Raw genomic sequence first — 19,038 nt, forward strand, 5'->3', positions numbered from 1 at the left:
AACTATTTTTAATAACTTAAGAAATTACTTTTTATTTTTATTTGATAAAATATTTTCTATTTCATTAAGGAGTTCTTTATCACCTTTTTTTAATTTTAACTCTCCATTTTTGTTAGATTCTAGTATCTTCAATATTGTTACTTCATCTTCTAATTCCTTTATTTTTTTATTCAATTTATCTTTATTCTTTTTAGATAAATCTGATGAATAAACTTCACTTCCACAAACTGAACAATTTCCATATAATTTTTCATAAGTTATTTTTCCTATATTAAAATCCTTAGTTTCCATATAACTATTCACTTCAATTGGTTGAATCTTATTACATTTTTCACAAAAACATCTATTTTCTAGCATAATTTCACCTCTATTATATTGTACCATATGAAAGTACTGATTATATAATCTTTATATTGTATTTTATTTGATAAACATAATATAAACTAAACTATGATTCTCAAAATTCAAGTGAAATTTTCTTATATTATAAGTATTCTTAAATGTATATTTTCCCATTAATTCTTCTATCGAACTCAGTCCATTCACCTGATTCTAATCCTTCTGATATTATGCTTATTTTATTTAATGTAGCATCTACATAATCTGCATAATGTACTATATAAGACTCTAATGTGTTAGGTTCTTTAGGTGAACCAAATTCTGCTTTACCATGATGTTGAACTACTATAGCTTTTAATCTATTTATAAAATTTTCTGAATAAATTTCTTTATTGCTATTAAAGGCATCATCTAGCATATTTAATCCAATAACTATATGACCTTGAAGTTCTCCTTCTAAAGTATATGAAAATGGTCCATCATAATTCATTTCTCTTATTTTTCCTATATCATGAAGTTTTGCACCTAATATAGCTATTTCTTTATTTTTACAATTGTATTTATAAGCAAAATCTCTTGCAAGAGAAGTTACAGCTAAAGTATGTTCTGCTAACCCTCCAATATAATTATGATGATTAAAAACTCCTCCAATTGCTCTAGTGAACTTATTTAAAAAGTCTTCATTATTGAAAAAATATTCATTTATAGCTTTTGCTTCTAAACTTTTAAATTCTTTTTCACTTATCCCATTTAATTCTTTCATTATTTCATTTATTGGACGTTTTACTGAAGGTAAATAATCAGATATATCTATGTCTGAAATTTTTTTAATAAAATTAACCTTAAACTTTGAAGTTAATTTACCTTTTATTAAAATAACATCGCCTACTTTAAGTTCAGTGCCTATATTTTTTATATATGCTTTTACTTCTCCAGAGCTATCTCCAATTACTGCAATTAAATTCTCTAAATCATATGAAAGTATTTTTATAATCATAAAAGTACTTTCAACAGTTTGATTTTGTTTTATATCTTTTAAATATAATTTTTTCATATGTATCACCTTACTTATGTTATTATTTCTAGATTATTATTAGCTTATATAAAAAAAAAATTCTAATATAAGAGTTAAATAAAAATATAACTCTTATATTAGATCTTTTAAAAACTTTTCTAGTAATACTCCTTCCCTTCTAGGATAGTCGTATTTCGAACTTTCAATTATGCAATTTCTTGTAAAATTTATTGAAGATTTTACTGATTCAAAAATATCTTTTTTATTAACAATATTAGAAAACAAAACGGATGAAAAAATATCACCTGTACCTGGATAGCTATATGTTTCTTTATTATGAACTATTAATTTAAATTTATTTTTTTCTGAGTCATAAACAGCAACTCCTAATTTATCTTCATTAACTGGAACACTGGTAATTATTATAGTTTTTGCACCTAATGACGCTAGTTCAATACAAATTTTATAAATATCATTATCACTTACTTTATTTCTGTATTGATTTCTTGATAATAAACATGCTTCAGTATAATTTGGTGTTATAATATTAGCAAATTTAATAAAAGTTCTTATATTATCTACATAACTATTGTCAAAATTAGAATACAATTTGCCATCATCTCCACAAATTGGATCAAATAAAATCGGAATATCATTTTTATATCCAAAGTTCTTTATAAAATTAATACTATTATGTAGGTTATCTTCATTTCCTAAATAACCAATGAATATTCCATTAAATTTTATATCTAAACTTTTATAATGATTTATTAATTCATAAAAAAAGTTATTCATATTTTGTATTGCAGGTGCTCCAAACCCACCAGTGTGAGTAGAAAGAGTTAATGTTGGTATTGGACATACTTCTAAACCTGAAACACTTAAAATAGGAACTATATTAGTTAAAGCTGCCTTACCTAAAACACATAAATCATGAATAACAGCTACTCTCTTTATAGGTTTATTCATAATAAAACCTCCTATCTTAGATTATATTAGTCTTTGAGACAATTTTTTTTATGGCTGTAGCTAAAGGTACTGCTATAATTATTGCTATAGTCGTTGTTGTTATTGATGTAACTAAAGAAGCTATTGCATTTCCTAATGTCATTCCAAAAATAAATAAATTAGCTAAAAAGTATCCCACTAATGATATTATGCCACCAGATATAAATGCAATTATATTACATTTTAAACTTTCACCATTTCTTTTCTTTGAAAATGATATTTTACCTGCTACATATCCAGTTAAACCCTTTATTATAAATGTTGGGATTGTCCATACAGCAAAATCACTTAACAAGTCAAATAATGCACATCCAATCCCCCCTGCTAATCCAGCATCTTTTCCAACTAACACTGCAGCTATAAATATGGCTGTAGTTCCTAAGTGAATCATTGATGTGCTAGTTCCTATAGGTATCCTTATATTAATAAATGTACCTACGTAACATAATGCAGCTAATAAAGAAATTACTATTAATCTTTTTGTATTAAATCTCATATTTAAATCTCCTAACTTTAAACTATTTTTTATAATAACCTAATAGAATTAATTTATCTTTCATATTTATGGTAAATTTATTAACACAATAAGTCAAATGTATCGTTACAATTTACAAATAATAATAAAAGGATGCATAATGCACCCTTTTATTATTATTTTACTACCAACAGCCGCCTAGCAATAATATCCATAATAATGGGAAACAGCCGCCACATCCAAATCCACCGCCGAATCCACCGCCGAATCCACCACCGAATCCACCGCCAAATCCGTCACAGCAGCAATTTCTTCTAACGCAGCAACAATTTCTTCTACTACAACAATTACTCCTACAACAGCTAGTACAACAAGATCTTCTTGACATGTTTATCAACTCCTACTCTTTGGTTTATTACATTCTATTCATTATATATTGCTTATGTTCTGTTATATTTTTTATATTTTTTATTATCATTTACGAGTATATTATTTAAATGTACACTTAATAGTTTTTATGATAAAATACATATTAGGAGGTTGTTTTATGGAAAAAAGAAATAGACTTGTGGCACCTAGAAATGTAGTAAATACAAAAATGCTTTATAGTTTTTATATATTAAAGGAGTTATCAAAAGGAAATGTTATATTTGGTAATAGAGTCCTTGAAGAGTTTAGAAATAGATTTTCTGAAACCTCGTTGCCATTTCCAGTTTCATCAAGTACCATATATGAAACACTCTATGATTTAGAGTTAAAAGGATATGTTAAAAGTAATTGGACAGGAGATGAATTTCTAAATAAAAGAAGTAAAAAGATATATTCAATAACAGATAGTGGAATTGAATATTACAAATATCATATTTCTGACTACATTGATAATTTAAATAAAACTAAATCTACTTTAGATATAATGATAGAAATGCTGATGAAATAATCAGCATTTTTTAATGCCTAGAAATTATAAAAGTTTAAAGCTTTAAAAATGTGATTATATAAGGCTTTTAATAATTAAAAGTGGACATATGCATTTAACTAAGAGTCCAAATAGTGGAAGTTACACTACTCAGTGCCCAAAGCTTGCCTGAGAAAAATCTTGCACCAGCACTATATTCATATTTTTTACTCTTTAGGAGATAACTTTAATAGCTAAATATCTTAAAATAGTTATCAATAATAAATTTAGAAATATAATTTCCTAAAAAGCAAAAAAAATTAAGGGTAAATATCTATTTACCCTTAATAATATTTAGAGCTTAAATCCCTTAAAAAACATTCCTTACAACAATATATATTTAAATTATCTTTATTTATATATGCAACTTTAATATTAATATCACTATTACAATATATACAGTTTGCTAATAACTCATTAGTATTTTCCTCTTCAAAATCTTCAATGTTAATTTTCTCTATTAATTCCCTTAAGAGATTCATTATGATTCCTCACTTATATAATATAATAGTAATTATTATGATATATAAGCATTTTTTATGAATGAATATTTTAATTAATTATAGTAAGTCATTATCTCTTGCGATTTTTAAGTATTCTTGTATTGAATATTCATTACAATAAAATAAAGGGAATTTTAAATTATAATTTCCCCATAATGTTATTGGTCCTTTAGTAAAGTAGAAAGTTATAAAAAACAATTCCTTAATACAAAGCTTCGTTAATAATTTTATATATCTCTTATCAGTTATTTCAAAAAATATATCTTCTTCACTACCTTCCTTTAAGATATTATGAAATAGCTCCTTTTCATCATAATTAAGATAAGATTCTATATATTTAATACTATCTGAATTTAACTTGCTTTTATAAAAATCAATTATTAATTTATCTTTATCAGAATTTAAATGAAAAAAATCTTCTAATGTATTAATAAAATCATTTTCTATATTGATTTGGCTTTTATTCTTCCTAGGATAAAGCTCAACATATTTATAATTATCAAAACCCTCTAAAATATTTTGAAATTTTAACTTTATAACCATGTTAAATTCGTTCTTTTTTATTGCTTTGATTCCCATATTTCCCTCACTAATTAAGTTATTTTATCCCATTCATTAAGCTGCTGTCTTACTTTACTCATTAAGGAATTCAGACTTTTAGTTTCTATTTCTGCAACTTCATTCAAAGTATTATTTCTTATTACTTGCCTATATTTTAATACCTTATTATGATTATCATTCCATACCTCTATTATTTTTCCCTTTTGTATTTCCATAGCTTATCTCCTTATAAAGACTTGTTATAAATTAAACTTTAAAGATACCTTTCATATTTCCAACTGCATCACTATAACAAATACCTACCTTATCTTTAGTAATTTTCCCTTTTTCAAATAAATATGCATTGTAATAACTTGTATCATTTAATATATCCCTAATTATATAAATTGCTAAAATATCTTTTTTTATGCCTGTAGTTGATGTAGCAATTATATTATTAAGATAATCTATTCTTGTCTTGGAAGATGTTTCTATTATTTGTATATACACACAATTTGGATTTTCTTTTACTTTATTTAATAAATTTTGTATTGCAGATAAATCATTTTCTAAATCGTTCTCTCTAAATAACTGTAACTTAGTTACTCCAGATGCCATCTTATTAAAATCATTATCTTTCCATGAAAGTTCAATTTTATTAGAAGCTATTTTGTCATTTTCATTTAGTCCCTTATAAATAACTGAATAACCTAATAATTGCCCTAACATTATAAAATATCTCGTTTCTTGCTTGACTATATAAAACTTAATACTATCCTTTTTTAAATTAAAATTTATATAATTTTTTATAAACCCATTAAATACATTCATTAAATCAAAATCTAACATTTTATCACCTTATTTCAATTTATATATGTGTATTTTAACATTTATCTCTATAATGGTAAACCTAATTAAGATAATATTAATTTTATGTCTAACGTATTGAAAATACTAACTTTTAAGCATAGGTATCTCTTTTTTGAGGAATCTTCAATGTCACAACTGCTCCGTTTTCCTTTCCATTTTCAATTAAAAAGCTTCCATTATGAGCCTCTAATATGCTTTTAACAATAATTAATCCTAATCCATGATTCTTCTTTTCTTTATTATATAAAGTATTTTCATTATTTATCTTATTGATTTTTTCCTCTGAGATACCACATCCATTATCTGAAATTATTATAGTAACATAATGATCTTTATCTACCTTTGGAACAGTAACTGTTATATTACAGCCTTCTTTATTATGCTTTACACTATTTATTATTAAATTTATTATGGCTCTTAAAATCAAATCTTTATCTGCAAGAATAGTAGCACCTTCATCTTCTATAAATATATCAATACTAGAACTTTTAATAACATTACTATTTATACAATTAGCTATTGCTTCTCTTACTAAATTGCCTACTCTTAATTCCTCTATCTTTAATGGCTGCATATTGTATTGTAATGATGTTGCAAGATTTAAGTTTGTAACAAGTTCTTTTATTCTTATAGAGTTTTCAGTTATGATTTTTGCTTGTTCCCTTGTTTCTTTAGACAGCTCATTGTCTTCTTCAATCATTACTGAATAGCCTAAAATCATAGATAAAGGTGTTCTAACATCATGTGAAATTGATGCAATCCAGCTTTCAATAGCATTATTTCGAAGTTTTATTTTATTATTTTTATCCATGATTATTTTTGATGTTTCATTTATACTTTTTGCTAAATCCTTATACATTCCTTTTTCATTTAATAATACTTCTTTTTCTTCCTTTAATGAAAATACTGCTTTTATTAATTTAGTTAGTGGCTTATTTAATACCTTAACTAAAACTATAGATAAGATAACAGTAACCCCTATATTAAGTAAAATTATATATAAAAAACTAGTTAATTTAGAGTCTTTAAAATTTGATGGTATAAAAAAATTATATTTTTCTATAGAATTTTTAGGATATCCTAGTATAACTAAATTCTCATCACTTTCCCACAAAAAAACTGGATAATCATTTAGATAGCTCTTAGATAGTACTGCAATATCTTTTATCGAATAATAATTTCCTATATCTTTTGGTTTATTATTGCTATAAATAACTTCACCACTTGCACTTATAAGTTGTACCCACATATCATTGTTTTTTATTATTTCTGAAGTTTTATCAGATAACTCATTTTTGTTCTCACTTAATTCCTTTGCAATATCTTCTACTAATTTAGTGGGCTCTTTTATATATGAACTATAACGAGTAAAATAAATAATACTACCATAATTTAATGCAATTACTATTGAGACAACTAAAACAATTGTAGCTATATATCTTAAAATAAACTTTAATGAACTATTTTTCATAATAATCACCTGTTATTTATTATTAAGCTGTATCCAAGGCCTTTAACGGTAATAAGAGCTTTAGGTTTAGAAGGATTTTCTTCTATCTTTTTACGAATATGTCTTATATGTACCATCAGTGTATTTTCATAGCCATATGAATCATCTTCCCAAGCCTTTTCACAAAGCACATTACTAGTTACTATTTTATTTGTATTTTCATATAAAACAGTTAAAATAGCGTGCTCCTTAGCAGTTAAATAAAACTTTTCATTATCTTTTACTACTTCAGCTTTTCCTAAATCAATTGTTGATGAATTAAGATATATAATTGGCAATTCTTCTTTTAAATTCTTAGAATATGTTCTTTTTAATATTGCATTTAACCTTAAAGTAAGTTCTCTTGGTAAAAATGGCTTTACTATATAATCATCAGCTCCAAGTCCTAAGCCTAAAAGCTTGTCCTCTGCTTCTCCTCTTGCAGTAAGGAATAATACTGGTATTTCACAGTACTTCTTAAATTCATTAAAAAGTGAAAATCCATCTCCATCTGGCAAGATAACATCAAGAATTGCAATATCAGGATTATTATTAATTAATTTATTCATTGCTTCTTCACAGGATTTAGCTGTATATATATCATTAAAACCATCTTTTTTAAATATGGTTTCTAGCATTTCTAACAATTGAGGCTCATCATCTACAATTAATATCTTTTTTTTCTTAATTGAATACATAATTCTTATCTCCCTTTTTAATATTTCTCATTATATCATATTAATTTTATACAACTTAAGCTTATATGAAATTTAAGATTGCCTTAAGGTAGTATATAGCTTATCTTAACATTCTATTGATAGACTAAATTAAAAATTTAAATTAATATATTTGGGATGGTGAAGTAAATGAAAAAAATATTAAAAAAGATATTAAAATTTACTAAGTTTAGCATAATTGCTACTATAGCTCTTTTTATAATTTTTATTTCTGTATCTGTTATAAATAATAAAATACAATTAAAGAAAGAATCTAAGATTTTAAACCCTCCTGGCAAACTTGTAGAAGTAAATAATAAAAATATCCATGTATACTCTGAAGGCGTAGGTGATTTAACCTGTGTATTTATGTCTGGATTAGGTAACGTTGCCCCAGCAATAGACTTAAAGCCCTTATATAAAGAAATGTCTAGAGATTATAGAATAGCTATTGTAGATAGATCGGGTTATGGCTTTAGCGAAAGTTCAAATAGTCCTCGAGATATTGATACTATTTTAGATGAAACAAGAAAATCTTTAACCTTAGCTGGTGAAAAACCTCCATATGTTTTATTTCCTCATTCTATATCTGGATTAGAAGCAATATATTGGGCACAAAAATACCCAAGTGAAGTTAAGGCTATAATTGGACTTGATATTGGATTCCCAGAAGGGTATTTAATGGAAAGTGAAAGAATGAAATCAAACTTATCTATGATGAAAGTCCAATCTCTTTTTGCTAAACTTGGAGTTCATAGGTTTTTACCTTCTCTTAGTCTTGATGAGAGCGTTTTAAATTCAAATCTTATTTCAGAAGATGATAAAGAAATATATAAAGCTCTAACATATAAAAATTTATCTTCTAATGATATAATTAATGAATTTGCTTTATTAATAGATAACTCAAATAAATCCAATAGTCTAGATTTACCTAGCAAAACGCCTATTTGCATTTTTCTTGCTACTCCTTTAACAGAAGAAGAGAGATTAGAAAAGAAGGATTTTATAGAAGGAAGATTTAAATATTACAATGATTATATATCTAAATTTGAAAAAGGAGAATTAATTACTTATGAAGCTAAACATTCTATATATTTATATTCTCCTGAAAATATTGCAAAGAAAAGTAAAGATTTTTTAAAAAGTATAGATAACTAATAAAAAAGTGGACATATGTAAGTTTACTTATTCTATCGCCCCACCCAAGTCAACGCAAACTTATATATGTCATCTTATAAACTAAATGTAAGGACAGTATAAAAAAAATCTACTTTTTAACATTGAATTGCTAAAAATTATTTTTAATAAAAATTAAAAACACCTACCTGAGTAAGTGTTTTATATAAATATTATTTAATTTCCAAAGTACCAAACTCTATAAAATTGTCTTTATAAAGATGTGGATATTTTTTTTGTATATCACTTTTAGACATACCTTTTGTAGCATCTTCCATTGCAGCTCCTAAATCACTGTAATCTTTAAGATTATATTTTAAATTTATTTTATCTAAATTCAAGCTCTTTTCTACTGGAATCTTAACTTTTGCCTCAAAAGAATATTTAGATGGCACCTGCTCATTGTTTAGTTTATCTGTAACTATTATGTCTTTAAATTCATAACCATCTGCTGCTGTTGCATACCATCCAGTTTGAAATAACTTTACAGCTTTATCAGTAGTATTTTCAACTTTTAAGTCAATAACAACATAATCATAATCAGCTACTTTTTTAGCAGTTAATCCTGTTTGAAAATATTCTCCCTTTTCATTATATGACATATCTGCATTCATATCACCTATAGGTGCTTCTTTAGAAACTTTTAATACTGTGTACTTTAATCCATCTAAAGACTTTTCATTTGTAGATTCTTTTTTTACATCGCTGACCTTAGTATCACTTTCCTTTGGGACCTCGTTATTTGTTTTATCACTACATGAAATAAGGCCTATACTTACAATTAAAGCTATAAATAAAACGTAGATTTTTCTCATAATTTGCCTCCATAAAATATATTTTAAATCATTTTACATCTAAATGTTTGTAATAAAGCTTTCATTATCATTTCCTATTTTCTAATAACATTGTTTTAAAAGGTATCCATCCCAAAGTTGTAGATAGATTTATCCTCTTTTTCTTTAATTATATTTTCTATTTTCTCTCTATCTAGAAGTTCCATAAATAACATAAATCCTATCAAATCTGGTAAAACATTATTGATAAATTTAGAATCATCTACAAACTCTGATTTATTTCTATTCTTTCTTTTATGACTATGTATATCTATGAATAGGTCCCATTTTAAACACAAGCATGCTACTATAAAAAATATTATACTAGGTATTGCTAATAAGATATTACCTACAATGCCCAATATAGGATAACCTTGCGTACCTTTAGACTCTAAATATTTTATAGTAGGTTTTAATACTACGGCTATAATACCTATCCCCTTCCAGCGTATACAATTAAAACACTTACTTATACTATTACTAAACTTCTTCATCTGATTTGACCTCTCAATAATAATTTATTTCTTTTAATCTAGGAAATAATACTGAAAACTTTTTATCTTCCGTGATTTGATTAGTAGTGTACTAAATTCATAAATCATGAAAACTAACCTTTAATTTACTTCTGTATTAAATTATACCATTCTCATAATTAGAAGTACATGTTATATTGACTTTTTGCAAATTTCATAGAGTTTATGAAACTAGTCAATGAGGCATTTATAAACCTCCATTTTAAAAGATTAGAGATGGAAAAAAGAAATATTGCTCATAGTAAATAGATCTATTAATTGCTATGAGCACTTTATTTATTATCTTATAATATCCTATTAGTTTAGAATACTTCTTTTTTTCTCATTTTTATTTCTTATGGATACTAGTGAAATTCCCAGTATAGCCATAAAACTTAAAAATCCTAGAATTAAAAATTTAGGTTTATAAATCCAACCAATTCCGAACCAAAGTAAGAACTCTAAAGTAACTAATTTAAATAATGCAATTGTTAAAAGAAGACATATGCCAATTAAAGTTATATATCTGCTACACTTTCTTGAAATAAATGCAATAATCAATGATAATGCTAAAGAGAATATATAAACTAGCGCAATAGTAGCAATTATATATTGTTTAAATGTTAAATCAAACCAGTAAAGCCCTATACAATACCATGAATTTATACTTGCATTATAAAACATCTCTACTGTATTTTCTCTTGTTAAATATAAGAAAAATAATATACCTAGTTCAATTGTTACTATTATTACTGAAGCTATTAGTGTAGTTACTATTTTATCTTTATATAATTTCCTTCCTCTTTTAGTAGTGTATTGAATTTGTTCTAAATTTCTATGTTCATCCTTTATAAAAATTGGTGCCAATAAAAATATTATAGAAATTACTATTAAAGCTGTACTGTTAAAAATAAATCCATTATAATTTTCAAATGCTAATTCAGGTAATATATCTCTATAGTCTCTCCTACTCTTTATTACATTAATTCTATCTTTTTGTTTTTGTGAAAGAGAACTACTATCCTGACTTATATTACTATAATTATACCTATTAATAAAGTGATCAACTGTTTGTAATTTCCAAAAGCAGTCAACCTGTTCATCAAACATTATATTATTATGCAGTTCAGCCATCTTTCTATCATTTTCATCCTCATCATTTTTGGTCTTATCTATTCTACTAGCTTCTTGAAATTCTTCATAAGTTGTTACCCCAAGTTCCTGTGCTGTTGGATTTGCCTTAAGATGATCGTTTACTTCATCCCCATATTCCTTTTTCAAATTTAAAAAATAATCAAGCTTAACCTCTGAAGCATTAATCCCTTTTTCTTCTACAAGCCTTTTTGCGATGTCATAAATATCACCTGTAGGTCTTCCATTGGGGAAATATTTTATATGAAAACTAATAAACATTTTAAATATAATAAAACTAATAACACATAGAACTAATAAACTTTTAATGTTGAATATCTTTTTCAACTCATTTTGTATAATTCTCATAAAATCCTCCTAACTTATACTACATTTTTTAAAACTTTTAATCGCATAAAAAATACTATAACCTGAAATTATTAACCAAATGCTTAATGTCATTAACTCATAATATTTAAAGTTAGTGAATGAGTTTTGCATGAATCTGCCAGATAAATTATAAACTAATGTAAATGGTGTGAATGTAGTATAAATAAATAGCTTATTACTTGCTGGCATTAAGGAAGGTAAAATTAACCCTAAACCATTTAATATACAACAAACTACAAATGATACGTAACTATTCTTTATAAACCTAGCGACAACAAAGGCAATTCCAATAAATATTAAAATAGCTATATAAATTAATACTATAATCCATATTAAATACTCTTTTACTGTAAGGCTAAACCAACTTATATTAGGAAAGGTCGCTTCCCAATTGAAAAAACTACTTATTGAGGTGTTAAAAACTCTACTATAATCATAAATACTAAAATAAGTTGCTAAAACTATAATTAGTAACCCTGTACTTATTGGTATCACTATATATGTTATAGCTTTTAACTTGTCTAATAATAGCTTTCGCCCTCTACGTGACGAATACACTACTAAGCTTGTACTATTCTCTATTTCATAATTTACTAGAAAACTAACTATTACAGCTATTAATATCATTATTTGAAATAATATTGTTCCTAATATTTCTTTATATAAAAACTTATGCATTCTATAAGCTTTTCCATTAAAGGATAACTCCATATGTTCCTTATTTTCTAATAACGATTTAAATCTCTTATCAAACTTTATTAACCCATCTTCAACTAGCTCAGCAGCTCCCCCTGAAGCTCTCATAGATTTTATAGTTGGCTCAATCATATTTATAAAATTAATTTTTTCATATTCCTTTTTTAACTCTGGAATAGATAAGTAATAGGATTCAATTACGGCTGTATTATGAATTACTTTCTTCTCCTCTTCAGAATATTTATTTTCATAAATACCAATATTAGATGTACTTAAATACTCTGCTACTGATGAATATCTTTTACCTTCATTTTTGTATATGAGATCATTTACACTTTTAAGATTTTCCTCATAATAGGCTTTAAAGCTAACCATCATATTATCATTAATTTTATGACCAACTTCATCAATTATATTATTTAATACCTTTAAATCATCTTTAACATAATACTTACTAAATACTATAAACAAATCAAAAATTAAAAAGCTTATAATTAAAAATAATACTATTGGTGATTTTATAATTTTCTTTATCTCATAAAGAACTATTTCATTATTATTATCCATTTATATCCCCTCATTATATTCATATAAGAAGATATCTTCTAAATTAGGACTAACAGCCCTCCAAGCTTCACTTTGTTCTGATTCATCTATAAATCTTATTTTCATTTTTCCATCTTCTTGTTTCTCAGAAAGAGATATATGGTTGCTTCTAAACTCCTTTGCAAAAGAATAATCTATTTCAGTTTCATAAACTTTTCCCTCTAAGGTTTTGCATATATTCTCTATAGTATCTTTGTATAATATTTTTTTATCCTTAATCATAATTACTTCATTTGCAATGAATTCAATATCACTAACTATATGTGTAGAAATTATTATTATCCTATCTCTACTTAGCTCACTTATTATATTTCTAAATCTAACTCTTTCTTTTGGATCTAAACCTGCTGTAGGCTCATCTAATATAAGTACTCTAGGATTATTTAATAAAGCTTGTGCAATACCAACTCTTTGAATCATGCCACCTGAGAATTTTCTCATTTTCTTATTAGCAACATCCTTTAATGCTACTAATTCTAAAAGCTCATCAATAGTTTCATTTGCCTTTGACTTTTCGATACCTTTTAAAGCTGATAAATATAATAGAAATTGCTTTGGTGAATAATTTTTATAATAACCAAAGTCTTGAGGTAAATACCCTAAAATCTCTCTATACCCCTCATCTAAAGCAACAATATCAACTCCATCAAAAATGATTTCTCCTTTAGTTGGAAATATTAGTGTAGTAAGTAGTTTTATTAAAGTCGTTTTACCAGCCCCATTTGGTGCTAGTAACCCATAAACTCCATTTTTAAATTCTAAATTTATATCTTCTAAAACTGAAAAGCTTCCAAAGCTTTTACTTAAATTGTTAACTATTAGCATTTAAATATCCCCTCTCTTTACTTTCATAAGCTTAGTTATATTTTTCATATAAACTACTATGAAAGTTATAGTAATTAACAAGTGTATATATAATGGCATATCTAAGAAAAGTTTAACCCAATAATTATTTACTTTAAAAATAGTAATCATTGAAACTAGAAACCATCCTAATAAAGCAAAATACTTATACATACTCTTTTTGAAATATATTAATATTAAAATGTATAGCACTGAAAAAATAAATAATGAAGCTGCAGATACTATAAACATATCAATAACATAAAAATTTCTTTTTAATAAATACATAGATAAGATAATACTCATATTTATAAGTACGGATACAATACTAAATACAAACATTCTTATAGCTGTTATATTATAAAAGCTATATTTACATGTGGCTTGTATTTCATAAGTTCCATTAAGTTTACTATTTATAAAACTATAAGAACAAATGATAAAATATATTATAGGCGACACAGTAAAGTTATACGCTTTAAATTTATACATAAAGTCAACAGCACTACTATTACTTTTGTTAAAATGTAAACCAAAGAAAATTACTGTTATGGCAAATATTAACCCAATAAATATTAATTCACTTTTATCATTAAAGATATTGTTAAATCCTAATTCCTTATTAGCAGACATTAAAAATTTAAAAAATCCTGGCTTTTCTTTTAACCCCTTATCTAAGATTCCTTCAATATTTTCGTCAATATTTCCAAGAAAACTTTCATCAATTATGATATCTTCTATTAAATTTTCATCACTTTCAATATAATCACGCTCTTTACTCATATGCCTTGTCCTCCTTAACTATAGATTTTATTTTTTTCATTAAGGAATAATATCTTGTTTTAACTGTAGATTCACTTAACTCTACAAGATTTCCTATTTCTTTAAATGTCATATCTGAAAAAATCTTTAATCTAAATATTTGCTGTAAATTTGCTTCAAATCCATTAACTATGTTCAAAATTTCTCTAATTCTTTCTCCCTTTATAAAATCCTCTTCTATACTAAAGTCTGATTTCATATCAAATTCATCAATAGATTGCGATTTAATAAATTGCTTATAACATTTTGATCTATAATAATCTATAATTTTGTTGCTAGCTATTTTATATAGCCAGGTTCTAAAAGAACACTTTTTCTTATCATAAGTATCAATTGACTTCATCATATTTATAAATACTTCTTGAGTTATATCTAAAGATAATTCTTTATCGGAGAGCTGCTTAAAAATATACACATAAATTTCCTTGTAGTATGATTTAATTATAGTATTTGCTGCTTCTCTATTTCTCTTTTTCTGTATACTATCAATAAGCTTCAATTCGTTATCAATCATTAGTGCTCTCCTCTCTTATTAATACCGGTACATAACTTTATACGAAAAAATTTACAAATAGTTTTAAATATTTACATATTTATTATAAAATGTTTTGTTAATATTTTCATATAGAATTTTTATTATCTTTTTTATTTTAGGCCATCAGACCAGTAATAGTGAAAAATTTGTTTTAATTTGCTCCCACAATGAAACTAAAGATAAATGATTTGAAATAACTATTAGTACAAAAATAGTGGAAAGAACTTAAGGAGTTCTTTTGGTGAATTAGATTTAGGCATTCAAAGAGATAGAAAAATTGAATTTCACCATCCTTAATTTTATATATTAAAAAAGAGCCCTGTTAAGAGCTCATTTCTTATTTAACTTTTCATCAATAAACTTATTATACTGATTTAATGCTGCATTTAATACCTTGCTCGCTGTTACTACTTCCTGATCAACTAAATTCCCCTGTTTTTCGTTTATTAAACGCTCTAGTTGTTCCCTTAATATATCTATATCTTTTAATAATTCATCTAACTCAGACATACTAACACCTCCTTAATTAGTATTAACTACGAAAGTGTTTTTAATCCTTTTGGTATATAATTTTAATTAATTTAATATTATTACTGTATATTTCTATCTAATATATCAGATAAATTGCTATTTATCTAATTCTCAATATCTGCAATTTACGTACTTTATTTGAATTGCGAAATAAAAAATACCGCATATTCATTTTGAATAATACGGTGTTTTAAAGAATTTAATATTTAATTTATTTTTCGTAATATAAGAAAAATACGAAGTATTATCTATGTCCTTCTAATCGTGCCTTTATGAACCCCATATATGTCAGTGTTGAACTTTCAGATATTTGAGGAATCTCAAATCCGCATTTTTTATAGAAATCATAATTTTCAGGAGTTGTATGTGCCCACCAATTTCCATGAGGTAACTTTTGTAAGCATAAGTTCACCAGCTTTTTACCAATGCCTTTTCCTCTATATGCCTCTTTAACAGCAAGATCTTGTATAGTTGCAGTCATAACTCTATCTGATACAACCCTTACCATTGCTATCATGTCTTCCTTATCCCATACAGTGAAAACCCATGATGAATTTTTAAAGCAGATTTCATACTTTTCATCTTGCCATTGTGGTTGGTTTGAAGCCACCCAACCAACCTCTGTGTACATTTTTTTAATCATATCCGATTTAAGCCCATCTGCTCCTTCTCTAATAATCAAACCCTTATAATATTGATACATAATATCCCTCCCCGAAAATTTGTTATGTCATTATGTCGGAATTTTTTACAATTAGGAGTTAATTATAACATATTTTGTAAATACCGTGCTATTCAATTTTCAAAGATCAAATTTTCTTAATTAATTCGCAATAGTATCAAATTATCTAATAAAATGTATCATTTATTCATCTATTAACCAGTTAGTTACCTCTTTGCTATTACAATTAGGAAATTGGTACTTTTCTTTAGTATACCTTCTACCTTCTATAATTTTATTTTCTTTTGATATTAAAAATTTTTGTGCATCATCCTTATAATCACATTTTTCACATTGTATTTTCATTAACCTACTTGTTTTTTATTCTAGTTTACTATCCGTGGAAATATCCTGTTCTTGATGAAATTACAACATATGGAACTTCTTTCCCATCTACATTTATATAAGCTTGATATAGATCACCTTCTAGATGTTCTACTTTAACTAATTTTTTCCCGTAGATATCATATAAGTCTTTCTTAAATAACTCTTCCCAATTACTTTGAATAGGAGCGTATAAAGTAATATACTTAGCAAACGCTTCAACATCATCAGAAGTGCCACCCTCTGCTAAATAATTATCATACATTGTTTTAAAATCTACTTGTTCTAAGAATGTATTACTCCATTTTAACTTTAGTGCTTCTGGTTTATCACCTTGACCATTAAGAATATAATCGTTAACATTTATCGCTATATCATTTAATTTTTTATCAGAATTTGAAGGTATATCATTATTTTGAATTTCTACATTACTTGAACTTACTTCGGTATTCAAATTTACTTCTGTTTGCTTATTTTCTGAAGAGATATTATTACTGTTATCATTAGTTTTTTCAGTATCTTTTTCATCTAATTTATCTTTTTCATCTAATTTATCTTTTTCATTGACTGAAATATTAGGCCTATTATTTGATGCACTGACGCTATCAGTTAGACATATAGCTCCAACTACTAAAAACATTACCATTCCAAAAATAACAAATATAGTGCTTTTCTTATTAAATTTTTGTATCATTTTAATTCTCCCCTTTATATCGCTTCCCTCTTTACTAAAAGATGAAGTTCCTACTAAATATCTATTTCCCTTTAAAGCATTTTTGAATAAGACAGTAGCATAAGACTTTTTATCAACAAATTTACTTTCAATAACTCTTTCATCACAAGCTACTTCACAGTCTTTTCTTATTTGCTTAAATACTAACCATACTATCGGATTAAACCAATATATAGCTTTTAAAATCACTAATAGCCAATTAATTAATAAATCCCCATATTTATAATGAATAAGTTCATGTACTAATACTGCATCAAGGTCATCTAATGTTATCCCTTCTGGAATTACTAATTTAACCTTAAAAAAACCATAAATAAAAGCTGTATCACCATAAATAAGAGTAATTTTCCTTCTAATCTTTAATCTTCTCTTAATTTCACTTAACCTTTTTAAATATTCAATTTTAACTTCTTTAGAATTTCTCTTTGACTTACAAACAAAGATTGTATAGTTCGTTACAGGAACTAAAAGAAATAAGATTAACATTGACATATATATTCCAAAAAGTATATCCTCTATATTTAATTTTTGTCCTTCTATGCTTAGATTATTATAATCACTAGAATTGCTTATATTATTGTTATTGGGTGATTTTGCATTGCTTGATATAGTATCATTTGTAGTTGATATATTATTAACTTTATCTTGTTCTTGAATTGTGTTTTTCTCTGGTATAAGATTATAAATGCTTATCGGGCTTTCTGGAAGTGGAATTACCATAAGCCTTACTAAGAAAATTATCCAAAGATAATACTTTAATTTTCCTGTTAATTTTTCTTTTAATAATAGTCTTACTAAGACAATTATTATAGCTACTATTGTTGATGTTATTGTGGCATCTATAAGCCAATCATAGCTACTCATCATTGTCACCATTATTAATATTAGCTATTATTTCTAATATTTCTTGCTGTTCCTTAACTGAAATTTCTCCACTCTTTGCAAAAGAAGCTATGAACTCGCTTATAGAGCCTGAATAAATCCTCTTCAAAAATGATCTACTTTCTTCCTTTAAGCAGCTTTCCTTTGCAATGGCAGGAAAATACTTATGTACTCCTGTAGCCTTATCTACATAAACTGCTTCTTTATCAATCAGCCTTAGTAGCATTGTCCTTATTCTTCCACTAGTCCATCCTGTATCTTTTTCTAAATTAGCTGTTATGTCTTTTAACTCTAATCCTGGTCTATTCCATAAGGCGTTCATAATAAACCATTCACTATCTGATAATTTTACCTTATTCATATTGTCCTCCTTAATAGTAACAAGTGTTATTA

General features: G+C 25.7%; 25 protein-coding genes. 2 read left to right on the forward strand and 23 right to left on the reverse strand.

Features of this window, described 5'->3' with window-relative positions; translation table 11 throughout:
- Window positions 1-24 precede the first annotated feature (24 nt).
- The 5 genes from ACZJV1_RS09445 to ACZJV1_RS09465 all read right to left on the reverse strand — a co-directional run bounded on the left by ACZJV1_RS09445 (window position 25) and on the right by ACZJV1_RS09465 (window position 3,225).
- Window positions 25-357, reverse strand: a complete 333-nt coding sequence (locus tag ACZJV1_RS09445) for a hypothetical protein (RefSeq protein ID WP_460287091.1) — start codon at window positions 355-357, stop codon at window positions 25-27.
- A 139-nt stretch (window positions 358-496) separates the two neighbouring features.
- Window positions 497-1,393 (reverse strand): HD domain-containing protein, encoded by an 897-nt coding sequence (locus ACZJV1_RS09450; protein ID WP_463649953.1) that lies wholly within the window; start codon window positions 1,391-1,393, stop codon window positions 497-499.
- Window positions 1,394-1,486: 93 nt separating this feature from the next.
- Complete coding sequence (locus ACZJV1_RS09455; protein WP_463649954.1) at window positions 1,487-2,323, reverse strand: pyridoxamine kinase; 837 nt, start codon at window positions 2,321-2,323, stop codon at window positions 1,487-1,489.
- Between the two features lie 16 nt (window positions 2,324-2,339).
- On the reverse strand, window positions 2,340-2,858 hold the full coding sequence (locus ACZJV1_RS09460; RefSeq protein ID WP_463649955.1) for an ECF transporter S component: 519 nt from the start codon (window positions 2,856-2,858) through the stop codon (window positions 2,340-2,342).
- A gap of 163 nt (window positions 2,859-3,021) precedes the next feature.
- Window positions 3,022-3,225 carry a ground-like protein gene (locus ACZJV1_RS09465; protein WP_460287095.1) on the reverse strand — a complete coding sequence of 68 codons (204 nt, stop codon included), beginning with the start codon at window positions 3,223-3,225 and terminating at the stop codon, window positions 3,022-3,024.
- A gap of 159 nt (window positions 3,226-3,384) precedes the next feature.
- On the opposite strand from ACZJV1_RS09465, the gene ACZJV1_RS09470 reads away from it, so the two are divergent.
- Window positions 3,385-3,774 carry a PadR family transcriptional regulator gene (locus tag ACZJV1_RS09470; protein WP_411167730.1) on the forward strand — a complete coding sequence of 130 codons (390 nt, stop codon included), beginning with the start codon at window positions 3,385-3,387 and terminating at the stop codon, window positions 3,772-3,774.
- Window positions 3,775-4,076: 302 nt separating this feature from the next.
- On the opposite strand, the gene ACZJV1_RS09475 is transcribed toward ACZJV1_RS09470, so the two are convergent.
- The 6 genes from ACZJV1_RS09475 to ACZJV1_RS09500 all read right to left on the reverse strand — a co-directional run bounded on the left by ACZJV1_RS09475 (window position 4,077) and on the right by ACZJV1_RS09500 (window position 7,892).
- Complete coding sequence (locus ACZJV1_RS09475; RefSeq protein WP_322379306.1) at window positions 4,077-4,274, reverse strand: hypothetical protein; 198 nt, start codon at window positions 4,272-4,274, stop codon at window positions 4,077-4,079.
- A 78-nt stretch (window positions 4,275-4,352) separates the two neighbouring features.
- Complete coding sequence (locus tag ACZJV1_RS09480; RefSeq protein ID WP_463649956.1) at window positions 4,353-4,874, reverse strand: hypothetical protein; 522 nt, start codon at window positions 4,872-4,874, stop codon at window positions 4,353-4,355.
- Between the two features lie 14 nt (window positions 4,875-4,888).
- Window positions 4,889-5,071 carry a hypothetical protein gene (locus ACZJV1_RS09485; protein WP_411167732.1) on the reverse strand — a complete coding sequence of 61 codons (183 nt, stop codon included), beginning with the start codon at window positions 5,069-5,071 and terminating at the stop codon, window positions 4,889-4,891.
- Between the two features lie 31 nt (window positions 5,072-5,102).
- Window positions 5,103-5,684 (reverse strand): hypothetical protein, encoded by a 582-nt coding sequence (locus tag ACZJV1_RS09490; RefSeq protein ID WP_460287100.1) that lies wholly within the window; start codon window positions 5,682-5,684, stop codon window positions 5,103-5,105.
- Between the two features lie 112 nt (window positions 5,685-5,796).
- Window positions 5,797-7,176: a sensor histidine kinase gene (locus tag ACZJV1_RS09495; RefSeq protein ID WP_463649957.1), complete on the reverse strand. Its 1,380-nt coding sequence runs from the start codon at window positions 7,174-7,176 to the stop codon at window positions 5,797-5,799.
- Window positions 7,177-7,181: 5 nt separating this feature from the next.
- Window positions 7,182-7,892, reverse strand: coding sequence for a response regulator transcription factor (locus tag ACZJV1_RS09500; RefSeq protein WP_463649958.1), 711 nt, complete (start codon window positions 7,890-7,892; stop codon window positions 7,182-7,184).
- A gap of 168 nt (window positions 7,893-8,060) precedes the next feature.
- On the opposite strand from ACZJV1_RS09500, the gene ACZJV1_RS09505 reads away from it, so the two are divergent.
- The gene (locus ACZJV1_RS09505; protein WP_463649959.1) at window positions 8,061-9,068 is read left to right on the forward strand and encodes an alpha/beta fold hydrolase; all 1,008 of its coding nucleotides are present in this window, start codon (window positions 8,061-8,063) and stop codon (window positions 9,066-9,068) included.
- Between the two features lie 191 nt (window positions 9,069-9,259).
- On the opposite strand, the gene ACZJV1_RS09510 is transcribed toward ACZJV1_RS09505, so the two are convergent.
- From ACZJV1_RS09510 to ACZJV1_RS09565, 12 genes are all read right to left on the reverse strand, one after another.
- The gene (locus tag ACZJV1_RS09510; protein WP_463649960.1) at window positions 9,260-9,901 is read right to left on the reverse strand and encodes a hypothetical protein; all 642 of its coding nucleotides are present in this window, start codon (window positions 9,899-9,901) and stop codon (window positions 9,260-9,262) included.
- 95 nt (window positions 9,902-9,996) lie between these two features.
- Window positions 9,997-10,413: a hypothetical protein gene (locus tag ACZJV1_RS09515; protein ID WP_463649961.1), complete on the reverse strand. Its 417-nt coding sequence runs from the start codon at window positions 10,411-10,413 to the stop codon at window positions 9,997-9,999.
- A gap of 336 nt (window positions 10,414-10,749) precedes the next feature.
- On the reverse strand, window positions 10,750-11,931 hold the full coding sequence (locus ACZJV1_RS09520; protein ID WP_463649962.1) for a hypothetical protein: 1,182 nt from the start codon (window positions 11,929-11,931) through the stop codon (window positions 10,750-10,752).
- A gap of 9 nt (window positions 11,932-11,940) precedes the next feature.
- Entirely contained in the window at window positions 11,941-13,215 is a 1,275-nt protein-coding gene (locus tag ACZJV1_RS09525) for a hypothetical protein (RefSeq protein WP_463649963.1), read from the reverse strand.
- Window positions 13,216-14,079: an ATP-binding cassette domain-containing protein gene (locus tag ACZJV1_RS09530; protein WP_463649964.1), complete on the reverse strand. Its 864-nt coding sequence runs from the start codon at window positions 14,077-14,079 to the stop codon at window positions 13,216-13,218. It lies immediately after the preceding gene.
- A complete protein-coding gene (locus ACZJV1_RS09535; protein ID WP_463649965.1) occupies window positions 14,080-14,880 on the reverse strand; it encodes a hypothetical protein in 801 nt (266 codons plus the stop codon). It abuts the gene before it with no gap.
- On the reverse strand, window positions 14,873-15,433 hold the full coding sequence (locus tag ACZJV1_RS09540; protein ID WP_463649966.1) for an RNA polymerase sigma factor: 561 nt from the start codon (window positions 15,431-15,433) through the stop codon (window positions 14,873-14,875). The genes ACZJV1_RS09535 and ACZJV1_RS09540 overlap by 8 nt, the downstream gene beginning before the upstream one ends.
- Window positions 15,434-15,784: 351 nt before the next feature.
- Window positions 15,785-15,964 carry a Spo0E family sporulation regulatory protein-aspartic acid phosphatase gene (locus ACZJV1_RS09545; protein WP_463649967.1) on the reverse strand — a complete coding sequence of 60 codons (180 nt, stop codon included), beginning with the start codon at window positions 15,962-15,964 and terminating at the stop codon, window positions 15,785-15,787.
- Between the two features lie 265 nt (window positions 15,965-16,229).
- Window positions 16,230-16,688 (reverse strand): GNAT family N-acetyltransferase, encoded by a 459-nt coding sequence (locus ACZJV1_RS09550; RefSeq protein WP_463649968.1) that lies wholly within the window; start codon window positions 16,686-16,688, stop codon window positions 16,230-16,232.
- 162 nt (window positions 16,689-16,850) lie between these two features.
- Window positions 16,851-17,012: a hypothetical protein gene (locus tag ACZJV1_RS09555; protein ID WP_463649969.1), complete on the reverse strand. Its 162-nt coding sequence runs from the start codon at window positions 17,010-17,012 to the stop codon at window positions 16,851-16,853.
- A 28-nt stretch (window positions 17,013-17,040) separates the two neighbouring features.
- Entirely contained in the window at window positions 17,041-18,627 is a 1,587-nt protein-coding gene (locus ACZJV1_RS09560) for a M56 family metallopeptidase (protein WP_463649970.1), read from the reverse strand.
- A complete protein-coding gene (locus tag ACZJV1_RS09565) occupies window positions 18,620-19,006 on the reverse strand; it encodes a BlaI/MecI/CopY family transcriptional regulator (protein WP_463649971.1) in 387 nt (128 codons plus the stop codon). Before ACZJV1_RS09565 ends, ACZJV1_RS09560 begins: the two co-directional genes overlap by 8 nt.
- Window positions 19,007-19,038: the final 32 nt, after the last annotated feature.

This window comes from Clostridium sp. LS3, from assembly GCF_055330225.1.

Bases quoted from the DNA above. Each gene is read 5' to 3' on its own strand.
- ACZJV1_RS09445 (WP_460287091.1), bottom strand. From the start codon at position 357: ATGCTAGAAAATAGATGTTTTTGTGAAAAATGTAATAAGATTCAACCA.
- ACZJV1_RS09450 (WP_463649953.1), bottom strand. From the start codon at position 1,393: ATGAAAAAATTATATTTAAAAGATATAAAACAAAATCAAACTGTTGAA.
- ACZJV1_RS09455 (WP_463649954.1), bottom strand. From the start codon at position 2,323: ATGAATAAACCTATAAAGAGAGTAGCTGTTATTCATGATTTATGTGTT.
- ACZJV1_RS09460 (WP_463649955.1), bottom strand. From the start codon at position 2,858: ATGAGATTTAATACAAAAAGATTAATAGTAATTTCTTTATTAGCTGCA.
- ACZJV1_RS09465 (WP_460287095.1), bottom strand. From the start codon at position 3,225: ATGTCAAGAAGATCTTGTTGTACTAGCTGTTGTAGGAGTAATTGTTGT.
- ACZJV1_RS09470 (WP_411167730.1), top strand. From the start codon at position 3,385: ATGGAAAAAAGAAATAGACTTGTGGCACCTAGAAATGTAGTAAATACA.
- ACZJV1_RS09475 (WP_322379306.1), bottom strand. From the start codon at position 4,274: ATGAATCTCTTAAGGGAATTAATAGAGAAAATTAACATTGAAGATTTT.
- ACZJV1_RS09480 (WP_463649956.1), bottom strand. From the start codon at position 4,874: ATGGGAATCAAAGCAATAAAAAAGAACGAATTTAACATGGTTATAAAG.
- ACZJV1_RS09485 (WP_411167732.1), bottom strand. From the start codon at position 5,071: ATGGAAATACAAAAGGGAAAAATAATAGAGGTATGGAATGATAATCAT.
- ACZJV1_RS09490 (WP_460287100.1), bottom strand. From the start codon at position 5,684: ATGTTAGATTTTGATTTAATGAATGTATTTAATGGGTTTATAAAAAAT.
- ACZJV1_RS09495 (WP_463649957.1), bottom strand. From the start codon at position 7,176: ATGAAAAATAGTTCATTAAAGTTTATTTTAAGATATATAGCTACAATT.
- ACZJV1_RS09500 (WP_463649958.1), bottom strand. From the start codon at position 7,892: ATGTATTCAATTAAGAAAAAAAAGATATTAATTGTAGATGATGAGCCT.
- ACZJV1_RS09505 (WP_463649959.1), top strand. From the start codon at position 8,061: ATGAAAAAAATATTAAAAAAGATATTAAAATTTACTAAGTTTAGCATA.
- ACZJV1_RS09510 (WP_463649960.1), bottom strand. From the start codon at position 9,901: ATGAGAAAAATCTACGTTTTATTTATAGCTTTAATTGTAAGTATAGGC.
- ACZJV1_RS09515 (WP_463649961.1), bottom strand. From the start codon at position 10,413: ATGAAGAAGTTTAGTAATAGTATAAGTAAGTGTTTTAATTGTATACGC.
- ACZJV1_RS09520 (WP_463649962.1), bottom strand. From the start codon at position 11,931: ATGAGAATTATACAAAATGAGTTGAAAAAGATATTCAACATTAAAAGT.
- ACZJV1_RS09525 (WP_463649963.1), bottom strand. From the start codon at position 13,215: ATGGATAATAATAATGAAATAGTTCTTTATGAGATAAAGAAAATTATA.
- ACZJV1_RS09530 (WP_463649964.1), bottom strand. From the start codon at position 14,079: ATGCTAATAGTTAACAATTTAAGTAAAAGCTTTGGAAGCTTTTCAGTT.
- ACZJV1_RS09535 (WP_463649965.1), bottom strand. From the start codon at position 14,880: ATGAGTAAAGAGCGTGATTATATTGAAAGTGATGAAAATTTAATAGAA.
- ACZJV1_RS09540 (WP_463649966.1), bottom strand. From the start codon at position 15,433: ATGATTGATAACGAATTGAAGCTTATTGATAGTATACAGAAAAAGAGA.
- ACZJV1_RS09545 (WP_463649967.1), bottom strand. From the start codon at position 15,964: ATGTCTGAGTTAGATGAATTATTAAAAGATATAGATATATTAAGGGAA.
- ACZJV1_RS09550 (WP_463649968.1), bottom strand. From the start codon at position 16,688: ATGTATCAATATTATAAGGGTTTGATTATTAGAGAAGGAGCAGATGGG.
- ACZJV1_RS09555 (WP_463649969.1), bottom strand. From the start codon at position 17,012: ATGAAAATACAATGTGAAAAATGTGATTATAAGGATGATGCACAAAAA.
- ACZJV1_RS09560 (WP_463649970.1), bottom strand. From the start codon at position 18,627: ATGAGTAGCTATGATTGGCTTATAGATGCCACAATAACATCAACAATA.
- ACZJV1_RS09565 (WP_463649971.1), bottom strand. From the start codon at position 19,006: ATGAATAAGGTAAAATTATCAGATAGTGAATGGTTTATTATGAACGCC.